The organism is Desulfosediminicola flagellatus, assembly GCF_005116655.2.
Taxonomy (GTDB): domain Bacteria; phylum Desulfobacterota; class Desulfobulbia; order Desulfobulbales; family Desulfocapsaceae; genus Desulfopila; species Desulfopila flagellata.
Window position 1 is genome coordinate 4,785,313 of the sequence record NZ_CP050698.1, and the last position, 26,193, is coordinate 4,811,505.

Below are 26,193 nucleotides of genomic sequence, written 5' to 3' on the forward strand. Positions count from 1 at the left end.
GTTCTTAAAACCTTATTACTTAATTGAGCTATTTGCTATTTTGAAATATCACGGGTTACAGCAGCCCGTTAACTTCATGTTAACTTTTAAAGGGCTAATCCCTTGATAAAAAACACATTTACTTTAGAAGTAATAATATTTTGAACTCAACATTAAAAGCTTTGTTCCACATTCCAACTTGGTGTTATTATTTATTCGCTATCATTTCAATATTAGCAATTGGATTCAACATATATTTCTATTTAAATGTCGAAAGTTTTGATTCAATATCCGTTGAAGGGATTCGTTACATAAAAGGTTCTTCTGAGTTTAATGAAGGAATAATAACAATAAAAAACTCATTGCTTACATCCGGTATGATTGCGTTATCTGCTTCCGCTTACTCATTATGGAAACTATATAAAAGAAATATAAAATAGAGTTAACCAAACGTTCAAGAGGGACACCAAAAGGTTACGGTATTTTCAATACTCAACCCTTAATAGTATTTCTCTATATCAAGTAGCGATATACTAGAAACTTTTGGCGCCCCTTAACTCCACGTTGAAGCTGTAGAAAAAGATATTTGCACTAGTAAAAACAGGCATTTAGGTGTAAAATGGAGTCATCTTTTAGCTGATGACCCCTTAACCTAAGCAAATATCTGTTATCATGCCTAAATTCAAGCCAACTTCTTATCCTCAGGGAATATTCTCTCCAATCTTTCTTTGCCAACAAATACAGAAAGGGACCTTTGAATACACACTCAAAATTCTTATTGATGAGGCCCTTGATCTTTCCGCATTTTATTCAAGATACAGAAATGAAGAAACAGGAGCTTCTGCCTACGATCCCCGTGTCCTGTTAAAGATCATATTTCTTGCATATTCCAGGGGTGTTACTTCCAGTCGAGTGATTGCAGAATTCTGTCAATACAACACCCTCTTCATGGCGATGTCTGCCAACTCCAGACCTCATTACACAACAATAGCCAGATTCGTTTCCGGTTCCCATGAAGAGATCAAAGACCTATTCCTGCAGGTTTTGCTTGTATGCCTCAACAGAGACCTAATCGGTAGAGAAATGTTTGCCATAGATGGCTGTAAATTACCAAGCAATGCATCTAAGGAATGGAGTGGGACTATCAAGGAATTACGCAAAAAGAAGGAAAAGCTTCAGATAGCCATTGAACGAATCGTTGATAAGCATACACAGCAGGACGGATCAAAAAGCAATACGTTCTGTCAGGAATCTGATGAAAAATATCTCAAATCTCTAAGAAGGGATGTAGCCAAAATATCGATCTTTCTGGAAAGCAACGAGGAAAAGATTGGTCTATCAGGAAAGCCTGTTAAAAGTAACATTACCGATAACGAATCTGCGAAAATGCATACCTCAAAAGGTGTAACTCAAGGTTATGTTGGTGTTGCAGCAGTGGATAGCAAGTACCAGGTAATTATTAATGCAGAAGCGTTTGGTCAAGGTTACGAACAGGACCTTCTTCGGCCGACAGTTGAGGACATCCGAGCAAACTTTACAGCCATAGGTTACCAGGGAGACATTTTTTCAGGAGTCAGATTAACAGCTGACAACGGCTACCACTCTGAAGATAATTTGTCATTTATCTACGCAGAGAATATTGACGCCTATATTCCAGATAATAAGTTTCGCAGTCGCGATCCACGCTTTGCTAACAGGGATCACCATAAAGATAAAGTAAGCAACAAGAAGACGTCTCAAAAAAAGAAATTTACCCCTGATGACTTTCATTTTGCAAAAGACCTAAGTCACTGCATCTGCCCTGCAGGTCAACGCTTGTATAGAAATGGTAACAATGCCAAAATAAAGCACTACCGTGCATATAAATTCAAAGGTACCAAGGCTTCATGTGGACCATGTACCATGCGGGGACAGTGTTTGAGAAAACCGGCTGTTACAGAAGCTAGACAGGTATCCTATCTATTAGGCAAAATCAGCAATAATTCATCAAGTTACACAGAAAAAATGAAAGCCAAAATCGATACTGAACTTGGAAGAGCTATCTACGGTATGCGACTAGCAGTAGGTGAACCGCCTTTCGGTAATATTCGCTCAAATCTGAGATTGGATCGTTTCTCCTTACGAGGGAAGGAGAAAGTCAACTCTCAATGGAACCTTTTCTGCATTGTACATAACATTAAAAAACTTCATAACTATGGCGGATCTTTCGCATAAGTTGTAAGAAACGTAATGTAGGATATGGTAAAAGGTTCAATTCTTCAAAGAGTTACCTGGAATGTTTGTTTGAGGCAGAGAATCTAATTACAAGATAGCTCCGAGATAACGCTTAAAGAATATATTCTAAGCTCTCTTGTGTGATATTTTCTGCTTTTAAATATGAAAATTGGCTTTTTCTACAGCCTCGTTACACATTAAAACCTATATGGAACCATTTTCGTTTGAACATAAGTTTCAATTTGATGAAAAAACATATACTGATTTAAATTCATTGTTCAAAAAAGACTCAAAGAATTTGAGGTATGCTCTATTTATTCTAATAGCAGTTTGCATGTTGTATTCAAAGTACACAATAGTTTTAGGCGTATCACTGCTGCTTTTTTCTTGCATAAGGTTTTTTGCACCTAGATTATTAAAACTTGGTATCCACTCAATATTTAGTGAAGTGAAGTACATTAAAGAAGAACTAACCTATGGAATTAATGAAAAACAGTTATGGGTTTATGCCAGTCATCTAAAAGTAAATTTAGACTGGGAGTATGCAAAGGTTTGGGACGAGCAAGCTGGTTGGTTGAGAATCAGTAGTGACCATTGTCCTACCTTTTGGTTTAGAGTATCAGATCTAAAAAACAAAGGCATATACGAAAAAGTTATTTCGCTTTGTGAAAAATATGCTGTTAAATATAAATAAATAAAATCGTGTAACAAAACGCTCAACAAGGATTGCTGTCAGGCTAGCGAATCGTTCTTAAAACCTATTGTTTTATGCTAAAGTTTATTCTTTGTCGCGTAATTCACGGGTGCCAGCAACCTGTTAGCTCCACGTTGTGCAAAAAAAGAACAGGACATACAAGATCTAAGTAATAATAATTATATGTATTGTTTACCCAAAACTTCCAATCTTCGTTGAATATGAATGTTTAGTATTGATAAAACCTCCATCCTCGTTCAGAAAATTATGTTTTTCTTGGGCGGCACAGCTAGCTGCTGGGCAGGTTACAAGATTACTCAAGGAGGGTTTGAGTGGAAAAAAAGCGGCATGTTCATATCCTATGGTGAATTTAAATATCCTGTTGCACTAGTTTTTATCGTCAACGGTTTATTATTCATATGGTATTCGTTCAAATTGAAAGAGAAAGAATTTGCGATTTGCCCCAAATGTGAAGAAATGGTTGAACTACACATTAATAAAATGCCTAAATGTCAGAAATGCAAAATCGACATGGAGCCATTAAATGGCTTTTATAAAGAACAATAAAATACAGAATGATATAATCGCACAACAAACCTATAAACACGGACGCGCAAACAGCGCGCGCCGGTTATATCCACGTTAGATTCCTTATGAAAACTATGGATGAAAATGAAACCTTATTAAGAAAAGAAATATCAATTAATTTAGGTTGTTTGATTGAAGGTATTTTAACCAGAAATGCTAAATATAGTAATACCCCTATACATGAAGAGGCTTCAAGGAACTTTTATCTCTACTGTAAATATGAGTCTCAGATACCGAGTGATCTAAAATCACGTTACCTAAAGTCGTTAATAGCTTATGGGAAATTCTTTTGTGAAAGGAAATTACTTGGTCACAGCGGTCTACCATTTGATAAGAGATACCCAGAAAATGCAGAAACTAGAAACGAGTATTATCAATGGCTTGATTCCAATTTGAAACACTTGTTCTATAAAGGCGGTACTGTTGAAAGTTCTTTAAAAAAGAACGAAATTAATAAGTGTGTAAAAACAGTTATAAAAAACAGAAATCAAGACTGCAAATTAGACAATAAGGCTTTTGGTTCAATTGGTTACTCAAAAGTAGTTGGAGAAAATAAAATCTATATAATAGCTGATACTGGTTCTTGGCGTAGTTCTATCAGCATTATGATTGGTTTTGAGCAACCAAAATTCTGCATTGATGTTTCAACATTTTTTGCTTCACACCAATCACATTACTGTAATGGCTATAATTCAGTTGATGACATTGAATTATCAATGAACAAAGCACTTGATTTAGTTCAATCATTAGTTCCTCATTTTATAAATGCCGTAGAAAGTGCTAAAAAGTCAAAAATATAATCTAACCAGCCAATAAACACGGACCGCAAAACATAGCGGCTTTGAAAGTTATTTCGTACGCATATAAATCAATAAAAATTCAGTGTTAACCTATCGCATTTTGCGGCCGGTTATCGCAACGTTAAGCTTACAACACCAAAATGAACATAAATTATATAATACAATGGTGTAACCATAATGCTGGCTTTGTAAGTATTTTAATTTTTATAGCTACTCTAGTAGTTGGCTTTGTAGTCTGGGTGATTAAATCTACCAAGAAAAAGCCAGATTTCAAAATTTCAGTTATAGATGGACCTACACTTGCCACGACATTTAATTTAGGCTTCAAGTTTAATAATCATGAGGTCCAGCGCACAGCTATCTCACTTTATCTAAATGTTATCAACAAAGGTCATCAGCCTGCAAATATTGAGAAAATATCTGTTGCTTACCATATGAACCATATTAAGTATCGGTTCTTTTGGTTCTGGCTTAATGATCAATATATCACCTTTGAACCATTTCAATATTCATTCTCAGGTAAAGTTAAAGTCTACCCATCATTAATACAGGGTAATTCAATTACTTTCCAAACTGCTGAAACATATTTAGAGGTCGGTAAAAGTACTAACGGTGTAGCTTACTTCGAACAAGGTGATTCATGGGGTTCTTTTAAGCCTATGTCTTCGAAAAATAGGACAAAGGTGAAAATAAAAATTGAAGATAGCCTTGGAAAAAAACACTATGAGGTTGTAAACATTCCAACAGTTCCTCTGAGCGAGGCGAAAAAGTACAATCCTTCTTTTGGTGAAACAATTTCTACAATCCAAAACGAAAATAAAAATTAGCTTAACAAGAAAATAAACGCGGACCCGCAAACAGCGCGGGCCGGTTATTAAAACGTTAACTTTAATGCCGCTGATGCGGCATGATGAATAAATAATTTATAAAAAAGCTAAACAACTACCTCTCTGAAATTGTTATTGAAGAAATGAATTATATATTAAAGATATTAAAGTTCATCTTACTAACAATAGGAACTCTATTCTGCTTGTGGGGAGTGCTATGCTTCTTGGGAGGCCCTGACGGAAGAATATTTAGCCTAGATTCTATTTTTTGGGGTACTAGCTATACTGCAATAGGTTTGTTTATTATTGGTATTACTAGAATTAAAATAAAAAAAATAGTTAACAAAGCGTTCAAGAGGGACGCCAAAAGGTCGCGGCATTTATAATATTTAACAGTTAATGGTAATTCTCTATTTCAAGTAGTGATTTACTAGAAACCTTTGGCGCCCCTTAACTTCACGTTGAAGCTGTAGAAAAAGATATTTGCACTAGTAAAAACAGGCATTTAGGTGTAAAATGGAGTCATCTTTTAGCTGATGACCCCTTAACCTAAGCAAATATCTGTTATCATGCCTAAATTCAAGCCAACTTCTTATCCTCAGGGAATATTCTCTCCAATCTTTCTTTGCCAACAAATACAGAAAGGGACCTTTGAATACACACTCAAAATTCTTATTGATGAGGCCCTTGATCTTTCCGCATTTTATTCAAGATACAGAAATGAAGAAACAGGAGCTTCTGCCTACGATCCCCGTGTCCTGTTAAAGATCATATTTCTTGCATATTCCAGGGGTGTTACTTCCAGTCGAGTGATTGCAGAATTCTGTCAATACAACACCCTCTTCATGGCGATGTCTGCCAACTCCAGACCTCATTACACAACAATAGCCAGATTCGTTTCCGGTTCCCATGAAGAGATCAAAGACCTATTCCTGCAGGTTTTGCTTGTATGCCTCAACAGAGACCTAATCGGTAGAGAAATGTTTGCCATAGATGGCTGTAAATTACCAAGCAATGCATCTAAGGAATGGAGTGGGACTATCAAGGAATTACGCAAAAAGAAGGAAAAGCTTCAGATAGCCATTGAACGAATCGTTGATAAGCATACACAGCAGGACGGATCAAAAAGCAATACGTTCTGTCAGGAATCTGATGAAAAATATCTCAAATCTCTAAGAAGGGATGTAGCCAAAATATCGATCTTTCTGGAAAGCAACGAGGAAAAGATTGGTCTATCAGGAAAGCCTGTTAAAAGTAACATTACCGATAACGAATCTGCGAAAATGCATACCTCAAAAGGTGTAACTCAAGGTTATGTTGGTGTTGCAGCAGTGGATAGCAAGTACCAGGTAATTATTAATGCAGAAGCGTTTGGTCAAGGTTACGAACAGGACCTTCTTCGGCCGACAGTTGAGGACATCCGAGCAAACTTTACAGCCATAGGTTACCAGGGAGACATTTTTTCAGGAGTCAGATTAACAGCTGACAACGGCTACCACTCTGAAGATAATTTGTCATTTATCTACGCAGAGAATATTGACGCCTATATTCCAGATAATAAGTTTCGCAGTCGCGATCCACGCTTTGCTAACAGGGATCACCATAAAGATAAAGTAAGCAACAAGAAGACGTCTCAAAAAAAGAAATTTACCCCTGATGACTTTCATTTTGCAAAAGACCTAAGTCACTGCATCTGCCCTGCAGGTCAACGCTTGTATAGAAATGGTAACAATGCCAAAATAAAGCACTACCGTGCATATAAATTCAAAGGTACCAAGGCTTCATGTGGACCATGTACCATGCGGGGACAGTGTTTGAGAAAACCGGCTGTTACAGAAGCTAGACAGGTATCCTATCTATTAGGCAAAATCAGCAATAATTCATCAAGTTACACAGAAAAAATGAAAGCCAAAATCGATACTGAACTTGGAAGAGCTATCTACGGTATGCGACTAGCAGTAGGTGAACCGCCTTTCGGTAATATTCGCTCAAATCTGAGATTGGATCGTTTCTCCTTACGAGGGAAGGAGAAAGTCAACTCTCAATGGAACCTTTTCTGCATTGTACATAACATTAAAAAACTTCATAACTATGGCGGATCTTTCGCATAAGTTGTAAGAAACGTAATGTAGGATATGGTAAAAGGTTCAATTCTTCAAAGAGTTACCTGGAATGTTTGTTTGAGGCAGAGAATCTAATTACAAGATAGCTCCGAGATAACGCTTAAAGAATATATTCTAAGCTCTCTTGTGTGATATTTTCTGCTTTTAAATATGAAAATTGGCTTTTTCTACAGCCTCGTTATACATTTCTATGTAATTTAATGATTTAAGGAAGCTGAAAAACCAGGTAAGGAATTATTGGAATTGTATCTGCAAAATATCTGATAAACATTCAATTATACAATTAATCCTAATGCTCACATTTAAAATATTAATTCAAATATGTTTTTCCTTACTGCCATTAATACCTATTCTTTGCAAAGATGATAGGTTTTTGATAAAAAACAAGGCAGTATCAACTTACATGTTCTTGTTTATATGGTTCCTTTGTGTAATATCAATGGGGTTTCTAACATACAAGGATCATAAAATTAGCACCAGCCTTAAATCCGAATCAAAAAAATCACATAGCGATTTAGTAAAATCATCCAATGCCAACCATGTCCTTGTAGAGAAAAACAACGCTTTAGGCCTTGCTAACAAATCACTTTCGGAAGAAATTAGAAAAATCAGTCTAGAAAATTCAGCAATATTGACAGATTTTGGTCAAAAATTAATGTTGGAGATTTCTAATGATTGTCTTGCTGACCAAAAAAGTCTAATAGACTCTATCAAAAAGCAACATCAAGCTAAGTTTACCTCTGATGAAGAAAGTGCAGAAGAATGGGCAGTAAATTTTTTAAACCGTATTAGCATAACAAATAACCAAATTCAAGTTGAGCATTCTAATATGATGGAGGTGTCTGATAGGTCTTTGCCAAACTTGGCTATAATGCTGGAATTTATTCAAAAGCTATTTATCGAAAATGCAAATCATCTTTCAAAACAACATATAATTAAGGATACAGAAATATATGTTGATGATTTTTTTAATACATTACGATTTTCAGGAAATAGAAAAATCAAAATTATTGAGTCAACATTCGCAAATGATATAAATATCTCTATATTCGTTAATAGTCGTATAATAAGTAAAGGAATATTAAGTGAACATCCGTATATCTATTTCATTGCTTCAAAAAATAGTCAAAGCAAACAGTTGTTTACAATAAAAGGTCCAAGAGTTAAATATTCATACACAGGGGGTATTACTTACATTGTCGACACCCCTCCCTTGAAAACGCTAGAATATCAGTTAGATAAAGATTATTTGGCTGATGCGAAATTTGTGGAGATATTACGTGATAGAGTTAAGAGTGTTTTCGAGATCGCATATAGTAGTCTATAAAATATAAACCCTAATAGAAGATTTCAAAGGTTTTGTATATTAGTATAACAAATTGCTCAACAAGGATTGCTGTCAGGCTACGAATCCGTTCTTAAAACCTTTTGTGGTTTACCAAAAGATCTAAGATTTTGGATAATTCACGGGTGCCAGCAACCTGTTAGCTCCACGTTAAATTAATAGGTACAAATAATGAATTGTGATTGGTGTAAAGGAAAAATGCATGAAGAAGCAGTCATATGTCCATCTTGTAGTAGAGAGCGAAAGGATTTTTTCAATCTGAAAATGTCTATGTATTTTTTCGCATCTGTCTCAATGGCAGTTAGTATATTTGCATTATTTTCAGGCCAATGGAGTTCACAGATATTTGGCATATTTGAACCACATCGAATTTTTACGACTATATCAGGGTGGGTAACAATTATTACATTTATAATATCAAATATTCTATATTTTAAAGCATCAAAGATCATCAAAACTTGGTGGTGGTACTAAAGCTTATAATAATATTTAGTTGAATTAAAACTCATCATAAAATCATAAAAAACATTGTTAAGAAATATATTATAAAAATTTAACAAAGCGTTCAAGAGGGACCCCAAAAGGTTACGGCATTTTCAACACTCAACCTTTAATGGAATTTCTCTATATCAAGTAGCGATATTCTAGAAACTTTTGGCGCCCCTTAACTCCACGTTATCTTTGCTCAATAAATGAAAAGTAACAAGTTTAAAATCATTACGATTATACTTATTTCATTATGTGTAATTGTAACAATACAGATCGTATTCGATAAAAATATTGAATTAACATTATTGATTGGCGGTATTTTATTATTTCTATTTGTTGGTTTGTGGGATCCACCACCAAAGCATGGCCTTAATCCTGAGGCCAAACGTGTTCTAAGCAGTGATGATTCATATGAGATATCAGAAAAGATTAAAAAATATGGAAAAGAACTAAAGAAACGAAAAAGAAAATAAATCAAAATTCAGATAACAAATCATTCAAGAGGGACGGCAAAAGGCCAAGGCATTTATAAAATTCTGGGTAAATGTTAAATTTCTATATCAAGCTGTGAATTACTAGAAATTTTGCCGCCCCTTAATTCCACGTTATCTTTTTCATATTGATAAATGTTTCTTTTAGTATGCCTTTGATATGTAAATAAATGTTTGATCCATAGATTATCAAAGACCTATCCAAACTAGCGGCGAGTTAAATAGCCTAATATTAAACCTCAGCAAGAGAGAGAATTGGTTGCAATGTCTGTTGTAAAGAAAGTTGTATTTTTATCATTCCTTACTGTATGTATTGCCAGTTGTGAATTACTGGAAAGAAAAGAAATTGATGCGAGCTCCAAGGAAAGATATCAGAAATCTATAGCTGCTCTTATTTCTACTACTCCCGTTGAATTACGAGAAGAAGTGGTAGGGGTACTTGAAGAACGACACCAAAATTTCATCTACAATAATAGAACACTTGCAATGAATTATATGGATTCAAGTGAACGTTCTCCAGAATACATGGCTTCTTTGCATGGCATGAAGTTTGACGAGCTAATAAAAATTGCGGTCGAACGAGTTGAAGAACGAAAAATACATCAAGAAGAAGAAAGGAAGAAAAAAGAGGCAAAGCAGAAAGAAATAGATTTGGCAAATAAAAGAAAGCAAGAATTATTGTCCAAGCACCAAGGGAACATAGATCGTGTGGCTGAAATCAATAAAATTAATGCAGATGCAAAATTGAAGTTAGAGCAGATGCAGGAGATTTCCACGTTGTATAACTCCAACGAAGGCAGAGCGGTGTTCGAATCAAGATTTGTATTTCTGTCACCTGGCAAACCCGTATTTAAGAAGAGCAAATCATACGAGTTAGGTAAATCAAGAGATTATGATGAAATAACATTCCCTGTCACGATTAACAACAAAAGTTCAGTTGCATTCTCTAGTGTTAAAATAAGAATAGATGGCATGAAAGGAACAAGAAAAATACCCGTTATTTCCGGGGATGATACAGATTATATTCCATCAATGATAGCTCCTGGTGAGAAAAAATTAATTGAACTAAGACCGTACTTGAATGGTAACCTGAAATACAGACAAGATAAAGAACTAACATCTCTTCTCGAGTCAGTAAAACTTATTTTCACTATAGAGGAAATAGGGCTACTGAAAAACTCTGGAGATACGCCTCTTACCTATAGAAGTTTATCTAAAAAAGAAAAGAAATTCATCCAGAGTGTAGGTGATGATTATTTTGACAACCTTCTAAAAGAGAAACAAATGATATTAGCAGAAAAGACAACCTTAGCCGCTGAAAAAACAAGACTTTGCTCCATAATGAGAGAAGATGGGATTACTGGTGATCTATGTACGAATTAAGAATTTAACTATAATTGTATGATTAATTTTTAGATAACAAATCGCTAAACACGGACCCCGCAAACAGCGCGGGTCCGGTTAGCTTCACGTTAGCAATCAAAAAAATATAATAAATGAGTATCGAACAGACCGAAGTAATAGATTTTATTAGTGCTGCTAAAGATGAGCAGTATATAGATCTAACGATCTCTGATCATCTTGCTTGGGACGATAAAAATGAGAAACTATTAATACTTCAGGATAAGTTGAATTCATATCTAGAATTCATAGAATCAGGTCAATTAATAGAAGAGTATCCTGCATCAAAAGGCAAAAAGATACGTATTGACCTCAGATGTAAATTTGAACCCAACGATGAAGGGAAGAATTTTTTATCTATCGTACAACCTGTTGTTAATGATTTAGGCCATGAATTGAAGTGGTGCTTGTTTAAAAAATAAAATAATTCTGCTAACAAAACGCTCAACTAGGATTGCTGTCAGGCTAGCGATTCGTTCTTAAAACCCATGATGTTATGCAAAATGTTATATTTTTTTGCGTAACTCACGGGTGCCAGCAACCTGTTAGCTCCACGTTAAGTTTACAAAAACACTATGATGAAATCTGATCTTTCAGAAAACATTTCTAAAAAACTAGATCTCTATCTAGTAGAGACAGTTGATGCTCTTGAGCAAGATTTTAAGAAAATGCTTGCTGAACATTCGAGAGATGGAATGTTAGGGTCAGGTGCTACAATCAAAAAGACAATGAATTTCATATCAACAAGAAATGAAATATTATATTCATCTGTCATTGCGCATGTTGAGATATTAAATTTAAAATATTATTCCAATTTAGAAGAAGATATTAAAAAGATCGTAGTTGAAGTTCAAAACAAATACAAAGTTACCTGCCTAGAATTGCTTCAAAAAAGTACTGAAATAGCACGCAACCCGAAACTCTATGAGAGAATGTTGCCTGAGGTCGAAGCCTCAATGGTTCATGATTGGAAAAATTTTGAAAATTCTTTAAATGTATACTCTTTGAATCTAAAGCATAATCGTACGATGTCTACTCTTGAAAAAAGTTTATGGTGTCTTGAAGGGTTGCTTTTAGCTATCTCGGTTTTCATATCAGGTATGTGGTTTAAATATCCAAATGGTAATTATGAACCCATCATAGTTGCGCTTGGTCTCTTAATATCAGCAATTGCTATTGCAATGAAAATATATATTAAAAAATAACTTAACAAAATGCTCAACAAGGATTGCTGGCAGGCGAGCGATTCGTTCTTAAAACCATTAATGTTATGCAAAATGAAATATTTTATTGCGTAACTCACGGGTGCCAGCAACCTGTTAGCTCCACGTTAAAAGTACAAAAAACCTCACCGTATTATCGCGGCTGCTTAACCCGATATACATAGAGGAAAAAATGGAAGAAAATAGAAATAGAGCCTGGAGAAGGTTCAAGACTCACGTCAAAAAAGGAAAAGGCCAAGGCACTGAAGAAAAGTGGAAGCCAGAAAAAAAATGGAAATTTCTATATCTACGTTCTGAAAAGCTCGCTAGAGCAAAGCAGCTAGGCATTGATTATCCAAGAAAAAACTCACGTCAACTCATAGAGCAAGCAAGTACATTGAATGACAAAGAAGATTAATCTGCTATTCATATGCAGTAGAAATCAGTGGCGAAGCCCAACAGCCGAAAACATCTGGAAAAAACACCCAGAATATAACACAAGGTCAAGTGGCACTAGCCCTAATGCAAAAAAGACTGTCAGCCCATCGGACATCCGTTGGGCTGACAAGATATTTGTAATGGAAAAAAAGCACAAAAATCGTCTGGTAGCAAAATTCACTCGCATGTTGGAATATAAGCCAATCTATGTACTAAACATACCAGATGAATATGCTTATATGGACCCAGAGCTAATTGAAGAACTAAAAGAAATTGTCGGTAATCTATTAAAATAAATTAAATCTTTTAACAAAACACTCAACAAGGATTGCTGTCAGGCTAGCGAATCGTTCTTAAAACCTTTAGTGGTTATTCACATGTAGAGGTTGTTTGAAATATCACGGCAGCCAGCAACCTGTTAGTTCCACGTTAACTTTTACAAAAAATATCATGTCGGTTTGTAATAAGAAAATATTAATACCAACAATAGTTATCATGCTCGCAGCATCATTTGGAGCTGGCGCCTTATTTTCAGAAAGATATGGTTGGAAAGAACATGTTCCATCCTTAGGAATGCAAAACCATGGTCAAGCGTTAAGTTTTCAAATAATTATAGAAGAAATTGATAGGCAAAACATAGAAATTGCGAGAAATAATATAGAAATGCTTCAAAACGGAAACATTGTTGTCTTAGATCAATTAGTAAATAATAGAGAAGAAAATTCAAATATGTACGAAGAACTTTTACAAAAAATTGAAAGATATAGAAGCAATGCCAATAAAAGAATAAATACGGGTTCCAATGATGTAGAGAGTGAAATAACAGATGGAATAAATATATTACTCAAAAAATATAAAATTTAAGTTAACAAATCGCCACCTTTAGGCAAAATAAGTCATGTAATTTACAAAATTCAATGCCCCCCCTATAAGCTCATCAAATTACTATATTTCTTCAGGCAACACTTAACTCCACATTTTTCATTGACACCCAGGCTATAGAATTTCTTTCTGACTACAAATACAATATAAATAACTTGATTTTTTTACTATATTTACGACATTTGTCTTAGAAGGTGACATATTGTATCGCATCAACCAAGTCCCCCCACATTGTAACAAAAGATTCACTTCATTCGGACTCAGATCAAAAATATTTGACTTGATATGTAAAACTCAATACGGAACTATTCAAGACGAAATTTCACTTAAACTAACTCGAAAGATGTGTCGATATTTATTTATTACATGTATTGCTTGGCTTTTAATATAATTAAATGCGTAATAAACGTATAACGTTCTAGAAAAAAATATATCTTATTACCACTAATCTTCAGCAACGGAAGGTGAGGTGAGAGGCGTAAGGTGTGAGGTATGAGGCGGAAACGACACAAGCAATCAAAACCTCCCAAGCACCTGATATTCCATCCAATATAAAGACCTCACATCTCAAGAGGGTCCGTGTTATCAATAATTTTTCCATGATAAAATGGCCCTGTTAAAACCAAGCTGAGTTTCGGTGGTAATCACACATATATATATATACATAACCAGTCCATCAATCTGGACTCGCTCAAACTCGCCAGTTACCCTTGGCGGGTTGAAACAGGAATAGAGTATACATCATGCTTTTCGGAAACTATTTTGATCAAAAGGTTTTGGATATCAACGGGGTCCAAATCAAATTACGACAAGGTGGATCTGGTAGCCCCCTACTGCTTTTGCATGGCTATCCACAAACTCACATTATGTGGCATAAAGTAGCGCCACGTCTTACTGCCAATTATAGAGTGGTTTGCCCCGACCTTCGAGGCTATGGCGATAGCTCTAAGCCACCAAGCGACCAGGATCATTCTACATATTCTAAGCGTGTAATGGCCCAGGATATGATCGAATTAATGGCGTTTCTTGGATATAGTGAATTCTTTGTGGCTGGTCACGATCGAGGAGCCAGAGTTGCGCATCGGATGGCCCTGGATTATCCAGCGAGAATTAGCAAAGCCTGCGTGATGGATATTGCACCAACCCATCACATGTTTAAGACAACTGACCAAAACTTTGCTACCGCGTATTATCACTGGTTTTTTCTCATTCAGCCTGATGGACTGCCCGAACATTTAATTGGCGCTGATCCCGCCTACTATCTTACAGAAAAACTACGACGATGGAGTGCACCGGGTACAGAATTCGACAACGAAGCAGTGTCGGAGTACATACGGTGCTTCAGCAACCCAGAAACAATTCATGCCTCCTGTGAAGATTATCGTGCTGCCGCAAGTATTGACCTCCGGCATGACGAGGAAGATATGCACAAGAAGGTTTCATGCCCTCTGCTTGTGCTGTGGGGTACGAAAGGATTCGTACATCGCACCTATGATGTACTCGCTGTCTGGCGAGAACGTGCAGAAAAGGTAGAAGGCAACGGATTGAATTGTGGACATTTTCTACCTGAAGAAGTCCCGGTTCAGGTAACTGAGGAGTTGCAACGGTTCTTTGCTAACAACTAATGCTTTATACGCGGCACTTCAGCCGGCATCCTGTCAAACCAAGCCGCCGTTCTTGAAGGATTGCAGATCAAAAAGCTCGTTTCTAATGACTAACCGGGAAGTATAATTGTCGTTGAACACTTGCAGAGTCTACCAATACCCTAACTTATAGAATTGCCACAATTACTGACTATCTGGCACGTCATTAAGCTTGAGTAGTGTTTTACTATCTCATCGTGGCTGCGTTGCCCAATATTGCATCCTGCGTTTCCTTACCTTGTATCCTTTACATGTCTACACAACGCCCCGACTACTCAGGTCAAAACTTTATGGTGTATCAATCTTTATCATACATAACGAGAGGCAAACCATAAGGCAATCGCCCTAAACAGGCAGAGCTATTACTTTGAATATACACCAGTAAAAACTCACGATAACCTGTTTGCTAAAAATAAAGATTTGTGATTATAGTCTTTCTACGTTTTCTGTGATTACTCGAGAGCAGTGTATATTACGCTGAATAAAATACTGGATAAACCATGGCCTATACCGGCACGATGTAACGAATTTCAAGGGAAATACACATGACTTTTCTGGGTGACAGTACGACGTTTGCATACATTATTCTTCCTGTTCTGGTATTTTTGGCCCGTATTCTAGACGTATCTATAGGCACCCTGCGAATTATTTTTGTGTCAAAAGGCCTGAAAAATTTTGCTGCAATGCTTGGTTTTTTTGAATCTCTCATCTGGTTGATAGCTGTAACTCAGGTCATGCAGAACCTTAATTCATGGCAGACCTACATAGCCTTTGCTGCAGGATTCGCTGCCGGGAATTATGTCGGAGTGGTTCTTGAGGAAAGGATTGCTCTTGGCAATCTGCTGATCAGAGTGATAACCCAGAAAAAAGCACACGAACTCGTGCAGGTGCTCAGGGAGGCGGGATATGGGGTAACAAGTGTTGATGCAATGGGGGCAGCAGGCCCTGTGAACCTCATCTTCACGATAAGCAAAAGGCGAAACCTCAATAAAATTATTTCCATTATAAAACATTACAATCCCAATGCCTTTTACACCATTGAGGACATGCGATATGTTAATCAGATATATCCGCTACCACTGACGAAACGTTCATTTTTTCAACATGTGGGGCTGGGAAAACGTAAATAGACTTGAATGAGAACATGTCACCCATAGATACTGTTCTTCCAGGAGCCTTTCGGATTACACTCGTATTCCCCATCTCGGCGTTATTTTCAAAAATGCCTTGATCTGTGAAAAAAATGATATGATCCGCCAGACTCCTGGCAAAAACGAATTGAATATTTAGATATTACAGATCATCAATCAACCATATTTACTACGAAAACTCATGAGCAATATTCCAAAGAAGGTGCAGGAATTCCTGGAAAAACATAATCTACAGCCACTTGAGTTTGAACCTGGTTCCACCCCGACAGCAGAATCCGCAGGCAAGCGTATCGGTGTACCGGTTGGTCAGATAGCAAAATCAATCCTTTTCAAGGGTAAGGATAACGCATTCAGACTTGTTGTGGCAGCAGGTGACAGGAGAATTAACAGCGGGCAACTCAAACGTGCCACAGGAGTAAAACACAAGATGGCCAGTGCCGAAGAAACCGAAGCGGTAACAGGATTTTTGCCTGGTGGAGTCTGTCCATTCGGCCTTGAGGCTACAGAAGTAGAGATTCTGCTGGATTCATCTCTGGATCAATACACAACCGTTTACCCGGCCGCAGGTACAGATGCTACAGGCGTGCCATTACAACCTGAATATTTACTGGAAATAACCGGTGGTAAAAAGGTTAATGTCACCTGATTTCTTCTGTCACCATCGAAATTCAGCCCACACACCTAACCCACCAACACCGTTTTGCCTGTTATGTAGAAACAGGCAAAACAATGATTGCAAGAAACCACACTATTCTATAAAGATGAGTTACTATTCAAGTTGAGTCTCTTCTGCAGCAATACGGCAAAGTCATAAACCCAGACAGCCTCATGCAGAGTCCGACTACTGTTGTCGTCTCAATGACAGCGTAATTGTTGCAATGTAGATCACAGAAAAAACACGGCAAAAAAATGAGAACAGATAAACACTGTATTTCATGGAATCTGCAACGTTTTTTCGACCATGCAGGTTTACCGGTTGCACGTTCGCTTCAGCCGATAGGCTCCGTCTGGTCAAAAGCAGAATACGATAGAAAACTCTATAACATCTCCACTTGCTTAAACGAAATGACTGGCGGAGAGCCGCCTGCAATACTCGCATTTTCTGAGGTCGAATCGGTACAGATCCTTGCAGGCTTGCGTGAAGCAACAGGCTGGAACCAACTGGCAATAGTTGACGAACGTGTCCCCAACACCACCCTTGACGGGCTTGATGTCGCATTGTTACTGAACGAAGAATTGTTCGATGTGTCATCCCTGCATGTTCGTTCTCTATCCCTTGATAATCGTTTTTCTACCCGTGACCTGTTAATCGCACGTGTGCCGCACAAAGCAACCCAGCAGGATGTTGTAATAGCTGTCGCTCATTGGCCTTCGCGCCTCATTTCTGAGGGTGAACCTTTACGGTTTTCATATTCTGTTTTTTTGTATCGCATTATCAGCTCAATATTAAAATACTCTAAAGCCGACATAGTCGATTCAAGGGGCACCATTTCTATGCCTGACGAAGCTCGTCTTTATCAGCGTTGGAATACACCATGTTTCATCATGGGCGATTTCAATGACGAGCCGTTTGACCCCTCAATCAGGGTTGCACTCAATTCAACACGATTCGATACACTCGTAAAGAAACGCGGCCGATTGCAGGGAGCAGCTCTCGCCAAAGCAGACAATTATCTCGACAAAAGCTTTTCGCTGTTTAATCCATGCTGGAATCTCAGTTTTTCGGACAATCAGGAACCAGGCGGCACTTACTATCGTTCAGAGTGGCGGACCTATGATCAACTGTTATTGAGCCATGGTGCAGTTACATCTGATGCACATGTCAGATATTGCCATGATTCGACAACAATATTTCGCACACAAGAGATACTCGGCAGCGAGCAGAAGCCGGTTCAGATGACAAGTCGTTCAGGTTTTCCGCTATCGTTTTCAAAAGATAAGCCTGCAGGTGTATCAGATCATTTCCCACTGCTTTTCAAACTCAGCTTTATGCTATAATACTGATTATTTGGTCGCAGTTGCTTAAAATGACTTACAAAGAAAGAAAACAGGATCGAATCAGGGAACGCTTTAAAAGCCATACCCAGCTCAACCAAAAAGATAGCGAACTTTACCGCGACACCAATTGTGCTCTAAAACACGCTCGTGAGTTGGCGGCTGAAGAATGCATGTAATTTAACCCCAAGCTGGAGCAATAAACGTCGCCAGTTGTAAGTTGTACCTTTGAGAATCTCATAAACTACATCTTTGCCAACTGTACACTCTTCGTTAATTACTATTCCACGGTAGAGGTTCATACCGATGAACGGTAATTTGAAAATCGCTTCTATTAGAAATCGAGGTCCATAACCACGGCGTTTACGAACTCCACATCGATGCAATAGTTTACCAATGCAAAAGGTGTCGAAGAAGGCGCTAACTTTTCCCTGGATTTGGATGTTGTCTTGAATATCTGAAGAAAGTTGAGTTGTTTAGCTGAATGACATCCATTGATTGCACTTCATCACCTGATATCTTTTCGAAAGTCTCGCGCCACCTCCCCTGTGAAATCTCAAGACCCAATCTCTCTATAAAATCAATTAATACAACAACTTAAAATCATTCAACTCCATCCACGTTCGACTATTACCCTTTTTGGCCATACCGACGACTCGTCTTATCTGACAATTCAACACGTTGGAAAAAAATTCCATTCTGGTATACTTGGTGATATATATTTATTTTTTTGAAATAATTTAGCATATTACATGCGGCAGCTTGGCTGACAGGTTTTATAATCCTGCAACCATTAGCCGCCAGCTTCTGTGAGTAACCATCTGTAAATAGAGTTTAATGGAGGAAGGTGCTATCTCTCCTGGTACCCTTAGCCTCGCAAAACGTCACGCTGTGGAGGAGAATCTCATGCGTATTGGAAGAGTTGCATTAGCTTTGCTGTGGATTGCTGCACTATGTCTTGTAAGCGTAGTATCAGTCCAGGCAAATATGGTCAAAGGGATTAAGGGCGGGAAGCAGGTATACCTCGTCAGGAAGGCGGACAACTTCCTCATCCTTTATGACAGGTCAGGTTCCATGGCTGAGAAGTATAATGGAACAATCATGACTAAACTGCAGGCTGAACGTAAAATCCTGCTCGAGAAAAATGCAACCCTTCCAGATATGAACTGGCAGGCTGGAATTTTTTCATTCACTCCCGGCAACAGCCTGGAAAATATTATTGTTCACCACCCAGTTCAGCAATACGAAAAGAAATGGTTCAGCTACAGACTTATCAAGATGCCGCTCACAGCTGAAGGTCCGACCATGCTTCAGCAAGGTTTGCAGGAACTCGATTCAATACTTGCTCAAATGACCGGCAAAACCGTTGTATTTCTTTTCACCGACGGTCAGTACAGCCCGGTTGATTATATTCCCAGCCCTGGTAATCTTGCCAGAAAAATCGGCAAGAACCACAATGCCTGTTTTGTCGTAATGGATACCGGCGCTGAAGATGATGAGATCATCACTATCAATGATATTGCCTCGGCAACTGCCTGTTCATACAAAATCCCTTTCAGCGGCCTACTTGGAAATCCTGAATGGATGACCAATGCTCTATTTGAAGTGGTAGAGAAAAAGCCGGAATTGAATAAAGATGTCATGGTTGGGTATGTGTGGCAGAACATTCATTTTGATTTCGACAAATCAAATGTTAAACCGGAATATAGGGATACGCTTGCCAATGCAGGAGACTTCTTACGCAAAAACCCGAAAGCGCGCGTAGTGCTTGAAGGTTATACAGATTCGATTGGCAGCAAGGAATATAATATCAAGCTCTCCCATCGCAGGGCTGCAAGTGTTCGCGATTATCTGGTGACTCAAGAAGGCATTGATGCCACCCGCATAACATTAAGCGGTTTTGGATTTAGCTCGCCGGTAGCCAACAACAGCACTGAAGAGGGACGAGCTCTTAACAGACGGGTACAGGGAATTATTACCGGTATCTGATAGTGCTACGATAAAGGTCGGTTCAATACAAAAAGGGTTACAGCTCATATGAGTTGTAACCCTTTTTTGTTTGTACAAGCAGGAACACAAAAGGATACTGCTTTATCGGGGTAGAGCTAGAGGTTTCTTAGTTAAACTCAAGGGAAATTGAAGAGAACCCTTGCATACGAACTGTTTAACCAAGAGAGGGAAAAATTGCAGGACCTTGGGGAAAGCCCTGCAAATTGGTAGTATTACGTTATGCCATTACCCGAGGATCGCTTTCAGATCTTCATCTGGTGTGGAGATTGGCATGATGTTGAAGTTCTCAACAAGTACATTAAGTACATTTGGGGTTATAAACGCCGGCAGGCTGGGTCCGAGGCGGATATCTTTGATGCCCAGGTGAAACAGGCTCAAAAGAATCGCGACAGCTTTCTGCTCGTACCATGAGAGAACAAAAGAGAGTGGCAGATCATTTACACCGCACTCAAAGGCGTTAGCAAGCGCTACAGCAATCTGAACCGCTGAATATGCATCGTTGCACTGTCCGATGTCGAGCAGGCGTGGAATGCCACCGATATCGCCGAGGTCTTTATCGAAGAAACGGAATTTACCGCAAGCAAGGGTAAGTACTACACAATCTTCAGGAATTTTCTCTACGAGCTCGGTGTAGTAGTTACGGCCGGGCTTTGCACCATCACAACCTGCTACCAGGAAGAACCTGCGGATAGCACCGGCTTTAACACCCTCGATTACTTTATCTGCTACACCAAGAACTGCATTGCGGCCAAATCCGGTCAGAACAGTTTTGTCTGTTCCGTCTTCGGTGAAACCAGGGAGAGCAAGTGCTCGCTCAATAACAGGAGTGAAATCCTTATCAGCAATGTGAGCAACTCCAGGCCAGCCAACAAGACCGGTAGTGAACAGGTTATCTTTATAGGAAGGTTTTGGCTTCTGGATGCAGTTGGTCGTCATCAGAATTGCGCCCGGAAAAGCGTCAAACTCTTTATCCTGATTCTGCCATGCAGTACCGTAGTGACCATGGAAATGTGCAAATTTTTTCAGTTCAGGATAACCATGGCACGGAAGCATCTCACCATGAGTGTAAATGTTGATGCCTTTTCCTTCAGACTGAACAAGAATATCGTGAAGATCTTTCAGATCATGACCTGAAACAAGAATCGCCTTACCTGCTTTTGCTCCGAGGGGAACTGGAGTAGGTACAGGGTGGCCATAGGTTCCGGTATTACCTGCATCAAGGAGTTCCATCGCACGAAGGTTAACCTCACCACATTTCAACACAAGACCGACCATGTCGTCAAGAACGAGAGTGTCGTCGAGGGTAGCTGCAAGTGCTTCCTGAATGAATGCATCAATCGCATCGTCAGTTTGCCCAAGGATACGGGCATGATCAGCATATGCTGCAACACCTTTAATACCGTAGGTGAGAATCTGGCGTAATGAGTTGATATCAGGATCAACATCAGGATCTGCATCGAGGGCAACTTTCTCACCATCAGCAACTAAGCTGGTTACACTGGTTACCGGTATGGCAAGCTCAGGGAATTGAGTGAAGTCACCTCCAGCTTCTGCGCCGCCAAAGATTTTTTTGAGCAGTCCACCCAAAAAGGAGTCGTTGCTGCTTTCCTGGAAATTGGTTTTTCCGCCTACAGCTGCAACCTTTTGTTTCATGGAAACTTTCAGCTCTTCACAGGTACGAATGCGCTGTACAAAACGTGCAGGATCAAAATCAACATTAGTAAGAGTTGAGAATACGCCCTCAGCAACAAATCTATTTACTGCCTGATCAACGATATTTACTTTTCTACCCTCTACGGCGAGACGAGAAAGGCCTTTCAGGGAATGAACCAGCAGATCCTGCAGCGCAGCAACCTCTGAATCTTTTCCACATACACCTACCTTTACACAACCGGTTCCTTTTGCTGTCTGTTCACACTGATTACAAAGCATATAGCCTCCCTTTAAAGAGTGATTTTTATCAACTCATACATTCAATTTATCGGGAGATGCAGACAGGTTTGCCCAGCTCCCGTTTCATTCTGTAAAGGAAACTATCACGACTAACCAGCAAAGGGTTTGACCTAGGTCAATAACGTGTAACATTGTCCACTGCCGTTGCCGGCACCGGCAAGATAAGGAGTTTTTTTATTATATATTTACAAATACTTACACGAACAAAACACCACAACCATATATATGATATTTCGAGCATCATTTTTTGATAATAACGAAGAATTTGGAACAAAGGCCATTATCGGAGAGCCTCATAGACCGACTGCCTATGGATTATCTCAGCCGGATTGTCTTTAAGCATTGCATATTGGGCTCAAGTCAGCTTTATATTTTGCGATAGAAGCCAGCATATTTTCTATTTGAGTGAGATTGCTCTCTGAGTAATATTCATGTATAACCTAATGAGCAAAAACTTTATAAGTTTACAATGTTACAAGACTTACAAGCACAACATCAACAACATGAATGGTATGAATGACTTGGCTTAATCAAACACCAGTTTTCACCTTTTAGGGACAAGGCTGGCTTACTCTGCACATCCAGCCCAAATCTATAGATGCGGAGTGATCTTCAAGTCATAGTGAACGTGCTATGATTTTTATAAATATACAATGTCTCAGAGTCCTGAAGAATCTACACACTATTACTTCGACATTCTCCCAATACGGCCTCTTGCTGATCAATTGGTGAATGATACATTTTCTGTGCTTTATGGAGTAGCTGTATGAGTTACGAGGGAAAATCACGAGAGCAGCTCATTGCAGAGTTGGAAACGCTTAAGATACGCCTTGATGAACAACAATCAAATACCGATGCGCATGCAGTAATTGAGGAACGTTTCAGGCTCGCCATGGAAGCCTGCAAAGATGGGGTCTGGGATACTAACTTTGAGACAGGCCACATGTACTATAGCCCCGGATATACTGCCATGCTCGGATATATGGACGGCACATTTCCCGCCCACGTATCGATTTGGAGTGACCTCGTGCATCCTGATGACAAAGAGGCAGTACTGACAGCAAATCGGGACTGTATCGAAAACCGCATCGACAGCTTCAGTGTCGAGTTCAGGATGAAGACACAATCAGGGAAATGGCTGTGGATTCTGGGACGCGGCCAAGCGGTTCTAAGAGACAGCAACGGCCAAGCCCTGCGTTTAGTCGGTACCCATACGGATATCACTCAACTTAAAATATCGGATGATCTCTTCCACAGCCTTTTTGAAACTGCGTCATCGGCAATCGTCACCATAAATCTACAGGGAACGTATACATCATGGAATTCGGTATGGTGCGATATGCTCGGATATACCCATGAGGAAATGCCTGCACTTAATGCCTTTGACGTTACTCACACCGACGATCTTGATGAAGGTGGACGAAATGTTGCCTCCCTTATCAAGGGTGAAATATCCGGTTATCGTCAGGAAAAACGATTTATACGTAAAGACGGCTCGATTCTCTGGGGCGACCTTTCGGCCTCTGCCCTAAAAAATAGCAATGGGGAAGTGGAGTCTCTGCTTGGTGTCATCACAGATATTTCCAAATACAAAAAAGCTGAGAAAGCTGCACGATCAAGTGAACAACGTTATCGAGCCATCGTCAATAGCATGAGCAGCGGCATGGCTGTGTATGAGGCTATTGATGACGGAGCCGACTTTATCTTCAAAGAATTCAACCCCGCTGCTGAAGAGACAACCCTGATAGATCGTAAGCAGGCTCTGGGAAGCAGCCTTTTACGTATGTTCCCAAATCTTGCACAGACTGAATTTGTTCGTGCATTAGGAAGGGTTTGGAGAACCGGTCTACCTGAAAATATCCCTCCTTTCCTGTACAAGGATCATATGAGTGAAGGCTGGAAGGAGAACCGCATTTATAAGCTTCCTACCGGTGAAGTTGTTGCTCTTTTTGATGATGTAACAGAGCGTATCCAAGCCAATCAAGCACTCGAAGCCAGTGAGCAGCGGTTGAAACTTGCGTTGAATGCCGTAAACGACGCTGTCTGGGACTGGAAAATAGATACCGACGAAGTCTACTTCAGCCCGCGCTGGTACACCATGCTCGGATACGAGCCCTATGAATTCCCTCAAAATTTCGAAGTCTGGAAAAATCTGCTACACCCTGAAGACAGGTCCTGGGCTACAGGAGAAGTTCAGCGTCATTTGGAAAGTGGTGAATCCTTCAGGATTGAGATGCGCATGCGGACTAAAGACGACCAGTGGTGCTGGATACTCGCCAGGGGAATGGTCGTTGAAGTTGACAAATCCGGAAAAGCAACCCGAATGATCGGTACGCACATTGATATCAGCAATCGAATTCAAGCGATGCATGCCCTTAAGGAAAGCGAACAACGCTTTCGAAATCTCCTGGAAAATGTCGAAATGGTTGCTGTACGCGGATATAACGACAAGCAACAGGTTATATTCTGGAACAAAGCCTGTGAAGACCTCTACGGTTATACACAAGATGAAATTCTGGAACAGGGAACAGAACACCTTATCATTCAGGAAGACCACCGGGAAACAATTGTCCACATGATAAACTCCTGGATCACTGATAACATTCCGTTTCCAACCGGGGAGTTTACGTTCCTCCACAAAGATGGATCTCTCCGCTCTGTCTATTCCTCTAATGCCATGCAGATAAACTCTCAGGGGAACAGAGAAATATATTTTATCGATGTCGACCTGACAGAAATTAACATGGCATATTCTCAGCTCATTGAAGCCAAAGAGCAGGCAGAGGCGGCAAGCAACGCCAAATCGATGTTTTTGGCCAATATGAGCCATGAACTTCGTACACCGCTTAATGGTATTATGGGGATGCATCATGTCTTGGAACGCACTACACTTGACAAACAACAACAGCAATACCTGGATCTTGCCCAGACATCAGCACAGCGCCTGACCAATCTCCTCAATGACATCCTTGACCTGACACGAGTTGAAGCAGGGCGAATGGAGCTTAAAACACGACAGTTCAATATTATCGATACGCTTAAAGACATTGAGCAGCTATTTAAAGCGTCGAGCAGTCAGGAAGGTGTCACGTGCAGATTCCACGCTGATCAGGCAATCCCGTCAAACCTTGTCGGAGACCCTGCACGACTGCAACAGATTCTCAATAACCTTGTGGGAAATGCTCTCAAATTCACCCAAACCGGTACAATCGACGTTAACGTTTATCCCTTACCCATAAGCAAAGACCGTGATTGCACTTTACTCTTTTCGGTTTCAGATACAGGTACCGGAATATCCGATGAGACGCAGAAATCAATCTTTCAGTCATTCACTCAGGGAGATGAAGGGTTTACACGCAGCCATCAGGGAGCAGGGCTTGGGCTCTCCATAGTAAAGCAGTTGGTTTCACTTATGGGCGGCAACATGTCGGTTGACAGCAATCTCGGCGAAGGAACGACTTTTTACTTCTCCCTGCCCTTCTCTCTGGAAAACCTCAATGAAGCCAAAGCAACAACAGTTCCTCATCACTCACTGTATAATTCTTCCCACTTGAAGGCACTTCTCGTTGAAGACGATTTAATAAGCCAGATGGTGTTTCAAAAATTACTCGAATACGACGGATGCAAAGTCCATATAGCCGATGATGGTAAACAGGCAATTCAGGCCCTGCAGGAACAGTCCTTCGATGTAATTTTCATGGATGTGCAGATGCCGGTCATGAATGGTGTAACAGCCACCCGTGCCATTCGTAGCGGTGAGTCCGGAGATAATGCCCGGAACACCCCGATTATTGCCATGACCGCTTTTGCCATGACCGGTGATAAAGAAATGCTCCTTGCAGCAGGTATGGACGATTACATAGAAAAACCTGTGGAAATTGAATTATTACAAACAGTTTTAGAAAATATTCGTAATTCTGTATATACGGCAGAATAGTGTAATGAGGAATACGGGCTATTCAACAATG

The 26,193-nt window shown here is 39.4% G+C and carries 22 protein-coding genes; 21 read left to right on the plus strand and 1 reads right to left on the minus strand.

From position 1 onward, the window contains the following. Positions 1-651: 651 nt before the first annotated feature. The 20 genes from FCL46_RS19785 (at position 652) to FCL46_RS19880 (ending at position 20,251) form a co-directional block, all read left to right on the plus strand. Positions 652-2,193, plus strand: a complete 1,542-nt coding sequence (locus FCL46_RS19785) for a transposase (RefSeq protein ID WP_136805849.1) — start codon at positions 652-654, stop codon at positions 2,191-2,193. 208 nt (positions 2,194-2,401) lie between these two features. Then, positions 2,402-2,887 (plus strand): hypothetical protein, encoded by a 486-nt coding sequence (locus FCL46_RS19790; protein WP_136805850.1) that lies wholly within the window; start codon positions 2,402-2,404, stop codon positions 2,885-2,887. 225 nt (positions 2,888-3,112) lie between these two features. Then, entirely contained in the window at positions 3,113-3,454 is a 342-nt protein-coding gene (locus tag FCL46_RS19795; RefSeq protein ID WP_136805851.1) for a hypothetical protein, read from the plus strand. A 95-nt stretch (positions 3,455-3,549) separates the two neighbouring features. After that, complete coding sequence (locus FCL46_RS19800; RefSeq protein WP_136805852.1) at positions 3,550-4,275, plus strand: hypothetical protein; 726 nt, start codon at positions 3,550-3,552, stop codon at positions 4,273-4,275. Between the two features lie 140 nt (positions 4,276-4,415). Further along, the gene (locus FCL46_RS19805; protein ID WP_136805853.1) at positions 4,416-5,102 is read left to right on the plus strand and encodes a hypothetical protein; all 687 of its coding nucleotides are present in this window, start codon (positions 4,416-4,418) and stop codon (positions 5,100-5,102) included. A 569-nt stretch (positions 5,103-5,671) separates the two neighbouring features. Next, positions 5,672-7,213, plus strand: a complete 1,542-nt coding sequence (locus tag FCL46_RS19810) for a transposase (RefSeq protein WP_136805849.1) — start codon at positions 5,672-5,674, stop codon at positions 7,211-7,213. A 451-nt stretch (positions 7,214-7,664) separates the two neighbouring features. Continuing rightward, positions 7,665-8,552 (plus strand): hypothetical protein, encoded by an 888-nt coding sequence (locus tag FCL46_RS19815; RefSeq protein WP_136805854.1) that lies wholly within the window; start codon positions 7,665-7,667, stop codon positions 8,550-8,552. A gap of 710 nt (positions 8,553-9,262) precedes the next feature. Continuing rightward, on the plus strand, positions 9,263-9,532 hold the full coding sequence (locus FCL46_RS19820; protein WP_136805855.1) for a hypothetical protein: 270 nt from the start codon (positions 9,263-9,265) through the stop codon (positions 9,530-9,532). A gap of 282 nt (positions 9,533-9,814) precedes the next feature. Further along, positions 9,815-10,933 carry a hypothetical protein gene (locus tag FCL46_RS19825; protein WP_136805856.1) on the plus strand — a complete coding sequence of 373 codons (1,119 nt, stop codon included), beginning with the start codon at positions 9,815-9,817 and terminating at the stop codon, positions 10,931-10,933. Positions 10,934-11,046: 113 nt separating this feature from the next. Continuing rightward, positions 11,047-11,373: a DUF6572 domain-containing protein gene (locus FCL46_RS19830; protein ID WP_136805857.1), complete on the plus strand. Its 327-nt coding sequence runs from the start codon at positions 11,047-11,049 to the stop codon at positions 11,371-11,373. A 153-nt stretch (positions 11,374-11,526) separates the two neighbouring features. After that, positions 11,527-12,156 carry a hypothetical protein gene (locus FCL46_RS19835; RefSeq protein WP_136805858.1) on the plus strand — a complete coding sequence of 210 codons (630 nt, stop codon included), beginning with the start codon at positions 11,527-11,529 and terminating at the stop codon, positions 12,154-12,156. 190 nt (positions 12,157-12,346) lie between these two features. After that, complete coding sequence (locus FCL46_RS19840; RefSeq protein ID WP_136805859.1) at positions 12,347-12,571, plus strand: hypothetical protein; 225 nt, start codon at positions 12,347-12,349, stop codon at positions 12,569-12,571. Continuing rightward, positions 12,555-12,887: a low molecular weight protein tyrosine phosphatase family protein gene (locus FCL46_RS19845; RefSeq protein WP_176371615.1), complete on the plus strand. Its 333-nt coding sequence runs from the start codon at positions 12,555-12,557 to the stop codon at positions 12,885-12,887. Before FCL46_RS19840 ends, FCL46_RS19845 begins: the two co-directional genes overlap by 17 nt. A gap of 94 nt (positions 12,888-12,981) precedes the next feature. Beyond that, on the plus strand, positions 12,982-13,455 hold the full coding sequence (locus tag FCL46_RS19850) for a hypothetical protein (protein WP_136805860.1): 474 nt from the start codon (positions 12,982-12,984) through the stop codon (positions 13,453-13,455). A gap of 761 nt (positions 13,456-14,216) precedes the next feature. Then, the gene (locus tag FCL46_RS19855; RefSeq protein ID WP_136805861.1) at positions 14,217-15,098 is read left to right on the plus strand and encodes an alpha/beta fold hydrolase; all 882 of its coding nucleotides are present in this window, start codon (positions 14,217-14,219) and stop codon (positions 15,096-15,098) included. Between the two features lie 563 nt (positions 15,099-15,661). Next, positions 15,662-16,246: a DUF2179 domain-containing protein gene (locus FCL46_RS19860; RefSeq protein WP_136805862.1), complete on the plus strand. Its 585-nt coding sequence runs from the start codon at positions 15,662-15,664 to the stop codon at positions 16,244-16,246. A 202-nt stretch (positions 16,247-16,448) separates the two neighbouring features. Beyond that, complete coding sequence (locus FCL46_RS19865) at positions 16,449-16,913, plus strand: YbaK/EbsC family protein (protein WP_136805863.1); 465 nt, start codon at positions 16,449-16,451, stop codon at positions 16,911-16,913. A gap of 263 nt (positions 16,914-17,176) precedes the next feature. Further along, the gene (locus FCL46_RS19870; protein ID WP_136805864.1) at positions 17,177-18,265 is read left to right on the plus strand and encodes an endonuclease/exonuclease/phosphatase family protein; all 1,089 of its coding nucleotides are present in this window, start codon (positions 17,177-17,179) and stop codon (positions 18,263-18,265) included. Between the two features lie 29 nt (positions 18,266-18,294). Continuing rightward, the gene (locus tag FCL46_RS19875; protein ID WP_153307107.1) at positions 18,295-18,441 is read left to right on the plus strand and encodes a hypothetical protein; all 147 of its coding nucleotides are present in this window, start codon (positions 18,295-18,297) and stop codon (positions 18,439-18,441) included. Positions 18,442-19,168: 727 nt separating this feature from the next. After that, complete coding sequence (locus FCL46_RS19880; RefSeq protein ID WP_167505764.1) at positions 19,169-20,251, plus strand: OmpA family protein; 1,083 nt, start codon at positions 19,169-19,171, stop codon at positions 20,249-20,251. A gap of 246 nt (positions 20,252-20,497) precedes the next feature. On the opposite strand, the gene hcp is transcribed toward FCL46_RS19880, so the two are convergent. Then, the gene (gene hcp / locus FCL46_RS19885; RefSeq protein ID WP_136805866.1) at positions 20,498-22,204 is read right to left on the minus strand and encodes a hydroxylamine reductase; all 1,707 of its coding nucleotides are present in this window, start codon (positions 22,202-22,204) and stop codon (positions 20,498-20,500) included. Between the two features lie 787 nt (positions 22,205-22,991). On the opposite strand from hcp, the gene FCL46_RS19890 reads away from it, so the two are divergent. Beyond that, a complete protein-coding gene (locus tag FCL46_RS19890) occupies positions 22,992-26,162 on the plus strand; it encodes a PAS domain-containing protein (protein WP_136805867.1) in 3,171 nt (1,056 codons plus the stop codon). The last annotated feature ends 31 nt before the right edge of the window (positions 26,163-26,193 follow it).

Coding starts and splice junctions, on each gene's coding strand:
- FCL46_RS19890 (WP_136805867.1), top strand. CDS start 22,992: ATGAGTTACGAGGGAAAATCACGAGAGCAGCTCATTGCAGAGTTGGAA.
- FCL46_RS19880 (WP_167505764.1), top strand. CDS start 19,169: ATGCGTATTGGAAGAGTTGCATTAGCTTTGCTGTGGATTGCTGCACTA.
- FCL46_RS19855 (WP_136805861.1), top strand. CDS start 14,217: ATGCTTTTCGGAAACTATTTTGATCAAAAGGTTTTGGATATCAACGGG.
- hcp (WP_136805866.1), bottom strand. CDS start 22,204: ATGCTTTGTAATCAGTGTGAACAGACAGCAAAAGGAACCGGTTGTGTA.
- FCL46_RS19860 (WP_136805862.1), top strand. CDS start 15,662: ATGACTTTTCTGGGTGACAGTACGACGTTTGCATACATTATTCTTCCT.
- FCL46_RS19795 (WP_136805851.1), top strand. CDS start 3,113: ATGTTTAGTATTGATAAAACCTCCATCCTCGTTCAGAAAATTATGTTT.
- FCL46_RS19840 (WP_136805859.1), top strand. CDS start 12,347: ATGGAAGAAAATAGAAATAGAGCCTGGAGAAGGTTCAAGACTCACGTC.
- FCL46_RS19785 (WP_136805849.1), top strand. CDS start 652: ATGCCTAAATTCAAGCCAACTTCTTATCCTCAGGGAATATTCTCTCCA.
- FCL46_RS19825 (WP_136805856.1), top strand. CDS start 9,815: ATGTCTGTTGTAAAGAAAGTTGTATTTTTATCATTCCTTACTGTATGT.
- FCL46_RS19830 (WP_136805857.1), top strand. CDS start 11,047: ATGAGTATCGAACAGACCGAAGTAATAGATTTTATTAGTGCTGCTAAA.
- FCL46_RS19835 (WP_136805858.1), top strand. CDS start 11,527: ATGATGAAATCTGATCTTTCAGAAAACATTTCTAAAAAACTAGATCTC.
- FCL46_RS19800 (WP_136805852.1), top strand. CDS start 3,550: ATGGATGAAAATGAAACCTTATTAAGAAAAGAAATATCAATTAATTTA.
- FCL46_RS19845 (WP_176371615.1), top strand. CDS start 12,555: ATGACAAAGAAGATTAATCTGCTATTCATATGCAGTAGAAATCAGTGG.
- FCL46_RS19875 (WP_153307107.1), top strand. CDS start 18,295: ATGACTTACAAAGAAAGAAAACAGGATCGAATCAGGGAACGCTTTAAA.
- FCL46_RS19805 (WP_136805853.1), top strand. CDS start 4,416: ATGAACATAAATTATATAATACAATGGTGTAACCATAATGCTGGCTTT.
- FCL46_RS19815 (WP_136805854.1), top strand. CDS start 7,665: ATGGGGTTTCTAACATACAAGGATCATAAAATTAGCACCAGCCTTAAA.
- FCL46_RS19870 (WP_136805864.1), top strand. CDS start 17,177: ATGAGAACAGATAAACACTGTATTTCATGGAATCTGCAACGTTTTTTC.
- FCL46_RS19820 (WP_136805855.1), top strand. CDS start 9,263: ATGAAAAGTAACAAGTTTAAAATCATTACGATTATACTTATTTCATTA.
- FCL46_RS19790 (WP_136805850.1), top strand. CDS start 2,402: ATGGAACCATTTTCGTTTGAACATAAGTTTCAATTTGATGAAAAAACA.
- FCL46_RS19810 (WP_136805849.1), top strand. CDS start 5,672: ATGCCTAAATTCAAGCCAACTTCTTATCCTCAGGGAATATTCTCTCCA.
- FCL46_RS19865 (WP_136805863.1), top strand. CDS start 16,449: ATGAGCAATATTCCAAAGAAGGTGCAGGAATTCCTGGAAAAACATAAT.